This is a genomic window from Pirellulales bacterium (assembly GCA_036490175.1).
GTDB lineage: Bacteria > Planctomycetota > Planctomycetia > Pirellulales > JACPPG01 > JACPPG01.
The window spans coordinates 1-8,171 of record DASXEJ010000103.1; the positions used below are offsets into that span (position 1 = coordinate 1).

General features: G+C 59.9%; 5 protein-coding genes. All 5 read right to left on the reverse strand.

Annotation, left to right across the window (positions count from 1 at the left end):
• Positions 1-178: 178 nt before the first annotated feature.
• Positions 179-1,525, reverse strand: a complete 1,347-nt coding sequence (locus tag VGG64_07435; GenBank protein HEY1599418.1) for a PEP-CTERM sorting domain-containing protein — start codon at positions 1,523-1,525, stop codon at positions 179-181.
• A 414-nt stretch (positions 1,526-1,939) separates the two neighbouring features.
• Positions 1,940-3,292, reverse strand: a complete 1,353-nt coding sequence (locus tag VGG64_07440; protein HEY1599419.1) for an IS66 family transposase — start codon at positions 3,290-3,292, stop codon at positions 1,940-1,942.
• Positions 3,293-3,723: 431 nt separating this feature from the next.
• Positions 3,724-5,910, reverse strand: a complete 2,187-nt coding sequence (locus VGG64_07445) for a recombinase family protein (protein ID HEY1599420.1) — start codon at positions 5,908-5,910, stop codon at positions 3,724-3,726.
• Positions 5,903-6,094, reverse strand: coding sequence for a hypothetical protein (locus VGG64_07450; protein ID HEY1599421.1), 192 nt, complete (start codon positions 6,092-6,094; stop codon positions 5,903-5,905). Before VGG64_07450 ends, VGG64_07445 begins: the two co-directional genes overlap by 8 nt.
• An 870-nt stretch (positions 6,095-6,964) precedes the next feature.
• Positions 6,965-8,090, reverse strand: a protein-coding gene (locus VGG64_07455) for an IS3 family transposase (protein HEY1599422.1) whose coding sequence is annotated in 2 segments (ribosomal slippage) — positions 6,965-7,819 and positions 7,821-8,090 — 1,125 coding nt in all. Because the reading frame shifts where the segments join, the coding sequence is not laid out codon by codon here.
• Positions 8,091-8,171: the final 81 nt, after the last annotated feature.

Below are 8,171 nucleotides of genomic sequence, written 5' to 3' on the forward strand. Positions count from 1 at the left end.
TGAGGTGGACCCCAATTGTTGGACAGGTTTGAGGCCTGAATAAGATGGTAAGCGTTTCAGGAAACACACGCCGCCAGTCGACGTGACCGACCGTGCGGTTCACCACGGCCGCCATGTCAGCCAGATCTCAGCAGTGCCGAAAATGGGTGGTTTCTTGCGAGTCTCACGCACACATGAGTTAATGGCACGAAACCGCCGTTCCCACTCGACGCTGGGCGCAAACGCAGGTGGTTCTGGAACGAGCCATCGCAGCCAAGCCAATAGCTCCAATGATCAGCAGTGCGATGGAGGAGGGTTCGGGGACGGAATACAGATAGGCCGCCCCTCGTCCACCGGCATCCGCTTGAACGTCGCCGACCAAGAGGTTTGGTCCCCAAGCTTCAATGGTCTGCGCGAAGTCGTGGTCGAAACCGTCGGACGGTGAATTGATCGTTTGGACCAATGTGCCGCTGCTATACAGATAGGCGGCACCGGGCGCCTGGCCGCTCGGGGACATACCAACGGCTTCCAAGCCGCCAACGGCGGCGACATCTGCCCCAAAGGTGGCACCGCCGGTGCCGGCAGGCTGATGCATTTGATGCAGCACAGCGCCTGTGTTGATGTCAAATTCAAACGCGGCGCCGGTTTGGCTGGTAGGGTCGCCGACCAGCAAATCTCCATTGACAATACTCATCGTCCATCCCATGCCGTGAGGGACGTTGAATTGATCTCCATAGACGTGGAGTAGATTTCCAGTGCTGAGATCGAAGCCATAAACCACTCCGGTGCTTCCAGCACTGTGATGCGCCGTGTCCTGTGGCGCGCCGACAAACACCATTTGGTTGTAGATCAACACGGAGGATCCAAAGGCGTCCTCTGACTGATTCGTCGGGTCGTGGAGCGTCTGAACGACCTGTCCTGTATCGGCGTTGAATACATTAACAGGGTCACCGAATCCGCCAACAACGAGAAGATTACCACTGCCTGCAAGTGCCTGGCCAAATGAGAGTGAGCCGGCGGGTGCGTTAATGCCCCGCTCAAGTGCACCGGTTGATGCATCGAAAAGAAAGACGGAGCCTTGGCCCGATTGACCATTGGTCAACTCACCGGTGGCACTCACCGCGACGTAGTTTCCCACCACGGCGACACGATCGCCGAAGCGGGCGCTCGTATTGCCACCGGGATTAGTAATCGTGCGAACGAGATCGCCCTGCATGTCGAACTCATACGTACGTCCGCCGCCGGGCGCGAATTGATCGGTGATAAATGCGTTGTTGTTCGTCGTTGCGAGCCCGTAACCGAAATCGACATTCAACGCGCCATCGGGAGCCGTGAACTTGTGCAAAAGTGTACCCGGTGGAGCTGCATAAACGACGCTAACATGCGTGACCACGAAGATCGGAATCAAAAAGATGCCGCGTAGTACGCGTTGCAAGCCTGGAAGTCTCATTTCTGTGATGCCCAGTACGAGATTGCGGTGGAAGAAGCGAGCGAACGGCAAAAGAGCGTAGCCGGAAAGAACTATCGCCCACGGATCGCCTACCAACGACCCAGCAAAAGTCCGGCTTCTAGACAACGCTCAGTAGCGTGCTCCGAGATGCGGCGCCGCAGCTTTGGACAATACAGCGGAACAGGGAGTGCCGCTTTTCCGACCAGTGTAAGTAGCCGCTGAGCGGTTTACAACGAAAACGTACGGCAAAAAGTGTCGCGCTACGCGGGGCAGGAACCTTTCACGGCCGAATGCGGGGCATTGCTGCCCTACGTTGATTGAGTCTACGGCTGTTAAGCAGGCCGCGTTCCGCAGTCTCAAAAACGGTTCGTTTTTCGACATTCGGCCGCCCGCGACTGGTGTTGTTGGCAATCTCGCGGGCTAGCATTCCGATTTTGCCGTCTCGCTATTCAAAGTCCCGCATCGCCGTCAAATCGGAGGTTCTTGATCCTGTAGTGCCTGGCAGCCCGGCTACCTCGACCAGCACCGCCGAGCTTCGGGGTGCGCCGTCAACCAAGCGTCGGGAAGCAGGTCGGCAGCCGGGGGCGGCGAATGTCGTGACAATTGGACCAGCAGGTCGCGCACGTACGCAAACGGCTCGACCTGATTCGCCTTGGCGCTGGCCATGACGCTGTAGAGAACTGCTGCCGCCTTGCCGCCACAGTCGCTGCCCAGAAACAGATAATTCTTGCGACCGATCGCTACGGGCCGCACGCTCCGCTCACTCAGGTTATTGTCGATCGAAAGGGCGCCATTCTCGCAGTATCGGATCAGGCCGTCCCAACGCGGCAGGACGTACTGCAATGCTTGGCCGACCGGACTCTTGGGTAGCACCGTCTGCTCAGTTGCCTGGAGCCACTGGCGAAACTCGCCGAGCAAGGGCGACGAATGTTGTTGCCGCAACAACCATCGCTGGCGATGCCAGGCCAACCACGCTTGCTCGCTGTTGAGTCCGTCGGGCCCGATCAGCTCCTTGGCGTCTCGTTCGACGCGATACAGCCGCGCAATGTGAGCGAGCGCAGCGTGGGCCGGTTCGGGCTGCACCGTGCGAGCGTCATAGAACTTTCGCCGCGCATGGGCCCAACAGAGGACTTGCTTTACGTTCCCAGCGGCATAGATGCCGTCATAGCCTGCGAAGGCGTCGGCGTGGAGGAAGCCCGTGAAGTTCGCTAGAAACGCCACCGGGCCATCGCGTCGACGACTCGTCGTGTAATCGTAAACCGTGTAGGGATTCCGCCAGTCACCGCAGTAGACCCAGAATCGCGCCGTTCGCGTCTTTGGCAGACTGGCATCGAGTACTGGAACCGGCGTATCGTCGGTGTGGATCGATTCCGATGAGCGAACCCGCTCGACCATCGCCTGATAGACGGGCTCCAGCACGGCTGCGGTCTGCATCACCCAACGGCACAACGTACTCCGCGACAACTCGACGCCGCTACGGGCCAACACGTCTTCCAGGCGATACAGCGGCAGGTGATCGGCATACTTGCTGACCACCACGTTGCTCAATAGACCGGGCCCAGGGAGTCCCTTGGCAATCGGCTTGTTGGGGACGGGAGCAATGGCCACCTGTTCTTCACAGCGGCGGCAGGCATACTTCCAGCGTCGATGCTCGATGACTTTCAGAACAGCCGGCACAAATTCCAATTGTTCGCTCGTTTCGCAGCCGATTCGCTGTCGCGTCTCGCCGCAGCACGGGCAAAGTCTCTCAAAATCAGCAAGATCGTGTTCCACAACTTCGCGAGGGAGGTGATCGGGAAGAGCGCCACGACCGCCGCCACGGCGGCAGTTGATTCGGGTCGACACGCTCGCTGTGGGGGCCATACTTGCTACGCAGCAGGCGTTCGACGTAATGCCTGACTTGCTGCAACTCCCGTTGCAGCTCGCCAATCGTCGACAGCTGCTCAGCAATGATCTGATGACAGAGCGTCAGATCGTTCGGGCGAGAGTTAGCATCCGTGCTCATAACCCATAGAACGCGCGCAGCGTTGAAAAGGTTCGCCCGGATTGGAAAAACACATCAGGCCGTTTGTCGAAATCGTTTCCTCCGTCGCACACTCGCCAGTTCGATGCCGCCCAAGAGCAAGCTCAGTTCAGTGGCTGTGAGCGCGACATGCTTGACGTCTTCATGGACGGCCGGCAACTCAAAAGTGCCGGCTTCGAGCCGCTTGTAGCTGGCATCACAAGACCCTCATTGCGGTGGCGTTACAGGAATGTCGTGTCGCGCTGGGATGGCGCGCGAGCTGCTAGCACTGTTATCGTGCGGCGCGGCGTTTGGGAATGACCAACTGTGGGAATTTGGCGGCCGTCCAGGAGTTCTTTCGGTGGGCCAGCTGTTGTAAACGTCGAAGTTCGTCGTCGTCGGCCCATACGATCCAGTGTTTGCCAGAAGGTGTTCGGCGCGAATGAATCCAACCTTGTCGAGCCCAGTAGTGTACCTTCCGGGGAATCACACCCAGCTTCCGCGCCAGGTCGTGGATCCACCATTCGTTTTGGCCCACGAGGTTGTCGCGAAATAATTCCCCCACCAGCCCCAGGCGACGCACGAGGTCTGCGACTCCACTGGCCGCGAACGGGCCACGACGTCGCGGGGGCACAAAGCCCTCCTGGTTGAGCCGCCCAGCAATCTGCGGTAAATGGAGTCCTTCCCCATGCAGTTGCTTGATGCGCTCCGCCAGGCGTCGGAAATCTTTCAGTTGTTCGAAGCCACCCACAGGGCGTGCGATTTGATGGCGTGTTGACAGGCCTCCGTGCCAAACGATCGTCACCTCGTTCAACTCGGTTGTCTTATCGACCGTTATGATGACGCGGTCCACCAAACAGCGGACGATCTGCGTGCGGTCCATCGCCGTGGTTTCTGGAGCATGCCACAACGCAGCCACGCTACCGGAGAGCGCCTGAATCCGCTGCCGATCGTTTGGGCTGAGCGTGGCAGGCTGTATTGCCAGAAAGCGATGATGCTCCTCCTCGACTTGTCGCTGCGTTTTCAAGGCTTCTTCCCAGCGCGCCTCCAAGGTTCGCGCCACGAGTCGGTTCTCGGGCTCCACGGTGTGATAGTGCCGTTCCGCGCGATCGACATCCTGCTGGGCGCGTTCCAGCTTTCGGCGCCACTGATCGTGCAAACGCTGCCGCTCTCGTTCGACGTTGTCGATCGCGCACAAACTCAGTTCCAAGACGGCGGGCTCCAGAGCGCGAAGCACCTCCCGCGCCACGAGGTCATCGAGGGCGGAAGCCCTAATCCGCCCGCAAGGCTCGTCGAGCGCCAACCGCCAATACTCTTCGCAGTAATAACAGGGGCGTTTATCCGTCTTGTACTTCGTCGCCATGCGATGCCCACACCTGCCGCACACGACCAGGCCCGGCAACAGAGCTTCGCCACGCCGCGGCACGCCACGCGAAACATGCAGCGAACGATTCTGTTTCAATTGCTCCAGGTTCTTTAAGAACTGATCCCACGAGATATAGGCCGGGAGCCGATCGTGGATCAGCACGGCTAATTCCTCGGGAGGCACAAACCACTGGCCACCTTCGGCTCGCCCCGTCCCAGGATTCTTGGTTCCAGAGCGATGCAAACCGTAGGCATAGGCACCGGCGTAAATCGGGTGCCGCAAGATCGAAAGAATTCGGTTGGGAGACGCCGGTTTCCACTCCAACTCGCCGATCCGCCCTCCGCGCTGGCGGCGAAATCCCAACTGGAGATCGTGCAAGGTCAGATAGCGAAACACGGCATAAGCCGAACCGAATTCCTCGAACTTATCGAAGACCAGTTGAATCATGCCCCGCGCTTGTTCGTCAGGCTCCTGCAGCACCTCGCCTGAAGGCGATTTGAAATAGCCCACCGGAACCAACAGGAACAACTCGCCCCGTTCAGCCTTGTTGCGACTGCCTCGCAACAAACGATTCCGCAACGTCACGAGTTCGAATTCGCTCATCGCGCCTTTCATTCCCAGCAACAGGCGGTCGTTGCTGTCCCGCGCGTCGTACAGGCCGTCTTGATCGCACAGCAACGATTGGAAAACGCCGCACACGTCGACCAATTGATGCCAATCCTTGTTGGACCGAGAAAGCCGACTGAGTTCCAAGCCCAGCACGATTCCCACGTGGTTCAGACTCACTTCTGTCATCAGCCGCTGAAAGCCGCTGCGATGGTCGGCCGTCTTACCGCTCTGCCCCTGATCTTCGTCAATGACCACCACTCGCTCGGCCGGCCAACCCAACCGCTGAGCGAATTCTGCCAAGACGTATTGCCGCTCGCGCGACTCGCGATTCTCAATCACCTGCTGCGGCGACGATTGTCGCACGTACACCATGGCCAGACGATCCAGATGCAGATCTCGAATCTTCGACGTCGCCTTCCAGCCGCACAGGACGGCCGGCTGGTCTGCCGCGCCAACGCGCAACTTGGATCCATGGCTGACCGCTTGAACAAGAAGGTCACTCATGACACACCTCGCTTTCGTTGCGAGGCGCGTCGAGTTGTCGCAACACGATGCGGCTGAGCGTCGATAGTGTCTGCCGGCGCTGCTCGTCCGTCAGCAGGCGCCACAGTGGATCGGGCGCCGCCGGCACGTCGGCCGGTGGGCGCGGGGGGGAGCGACGGGGGTAACGTCGGAATGCATGAACCACCTCCTTGGTCCGCAGATTGTCGTGCTTGCATCCATACCGCTAGCTGCAACAAGCCAGCGCGCGAGATTATCGGCCCGCTCGCCAATTCGTGTACAGAGCAAAAGAAGGGGGCACTTTGACTCGTGTCTCTTGTACCAAATTGCCAAACCGTCTTCGTCCCACCAGAGCAGCTTCACCCGGTCACGGCGGCGATTCACGAAGATGAACAGCCCGCCTTGGAGCACGTCTCGGGCAGCCTGCTGCTCGGCGAGTCGCATCAGGCCGTCGAAACCCTTCCGCATGTCGGTCGCGCCGATGCAGAAGTAGATCGCCATTGTGCCAGGCGCGAGCGCGAGCATCAGCTTGCCTTCAGCGACTGCAGAACGGTGCGAAGCAGCTCAACGTCAACGCCAGGTTCGATGCGGAGCGTTGCGCCGTGAATCTCTAGCGTGATCGGCGAGCCTCTCAGGCCGGCGACCGACACAGGAACGAACGCGGGCGTTGGATCTTTGACCGACCCGGGCGGGGTCCTCGTTGACTCGGCACAGAGCTTACGCTTCCACAAATGGAACTGCGATTCCGTGAGGTTCCGCTCGCTGCAAAATGCACGTATCGTCTGTCCGCTCGGCTTCCAGTCGGCAATCTGCTGTCGCCAGTACACTGAAGACTCGGCCCGGCTCCGACGTTGACGCTTGACCATCGCTCGCGTTCCCGAGGTAGGGGAGTGAAAACCTCAGGCTAGCAGGTGCGTCAAGATGCGGTTCGTGTGACGGTTACATAAGATGTGGGGTCGCTGGTCTGGCGGCCCGTGAGACCCCTCACGGGTCTCGCGCGGCTGCGGCAGCTGGTTGCGGTTTCGGTTACGTTTGGTTCTCCGTCGTTATCCCTGCCTCAACAGGGATTTGAGCGCCGAGCTTTTTGCGATTTTTCTTCTCGGTACACTTCTGCCGGCGTGCGGTAGCCCAGCGCCTGGTGGATCCTCCGATCGCAGTAGAACTGGAAGTACGCGGCGAGCGATCTCTCCGCCTCCCAGCCGTCGGCGTAGTCCTTCAGGTAGACCTCCTCGTACTTCACGCTCCGCCACAGCCGTTCGACAAACACGTTGTCCAGCGCTCGGCCACGGCCATCCATCGAGATCGCCACGCCGCACTTCTCCAATCGGCCGGTAAAGGCCGCGGCCGTGAACTGACATCCTTGATCGCTGTTGAATATCTCTGGTTGCTTCACCGCGAGCGCCTCGTCGAGCGCTTCCAAGCAAAAACTCCCCTCCAGCGTGTTCGAGAGCCGCCACGCCAACACGTACCGGCTGTACCAGTCCATCACCGCCGCCAGATACAGAAAGCCGTGCCGCAAGGGAATGTACGTAATGTCGCTGGCCCACACCTGGTTGGGCCGCGTGATGGGAAGATTCCGCAGTAAATAGGGGTAAATCGTGTGTCCCGCAGCCGGTCGTGTGGTGCGTCGCTTCGGATAAATCGCCTCCAAGCCCATGATCCGCATCAAACGCTGGGCACGCTTGCGATTGATGCAAAGTTCTCGCGCCATCTTGCGGCTGCCGAAGAATGGCGTCTGCAAATACTGCGCGTCGATTCGCTTCATCAACGCCAGGTTCTCGGCCGACTCGCCGGTCGGCGCGTGGTACCAGGTGCTGCGCGGCAAGCCGAGCAATTCGCACTGTCGGGCAACGGAGAGTTGTGGGTGGCTGGTGTCGATGCATCGGCGCTTTCCTTCAGGTAAGCTCGGCAGATTTTTTTTTCAACCACTCGACCTCCATCTTCAGGCGGCCGATCTGTTCGTAAAGCTCCTGCTCGTTCGCGGCCTGCTCGTCGCGCCGCGTCCGGCCGTCCTCGAACAGCCCAACGGCCTGCTCCAGCAACTGCTTCTTCCAGGCCGTGACCTGGCTCGTGTGCATGCTGAACTCACTGGCCAGCTGCGCCGTCGTCTTGTCACCCCGGACCGCCGCCAAGGCCACCTTGGCCTTGAACGCCGCCCCAAACACCCGCCGCTTCCGCGTCATACGCCCACTCTCCTGATTCGGTCGTCTCCGCACCCGGAAACCACACCTTATCAGGGCGCCCAATTTCTGGGGTCCACCTCA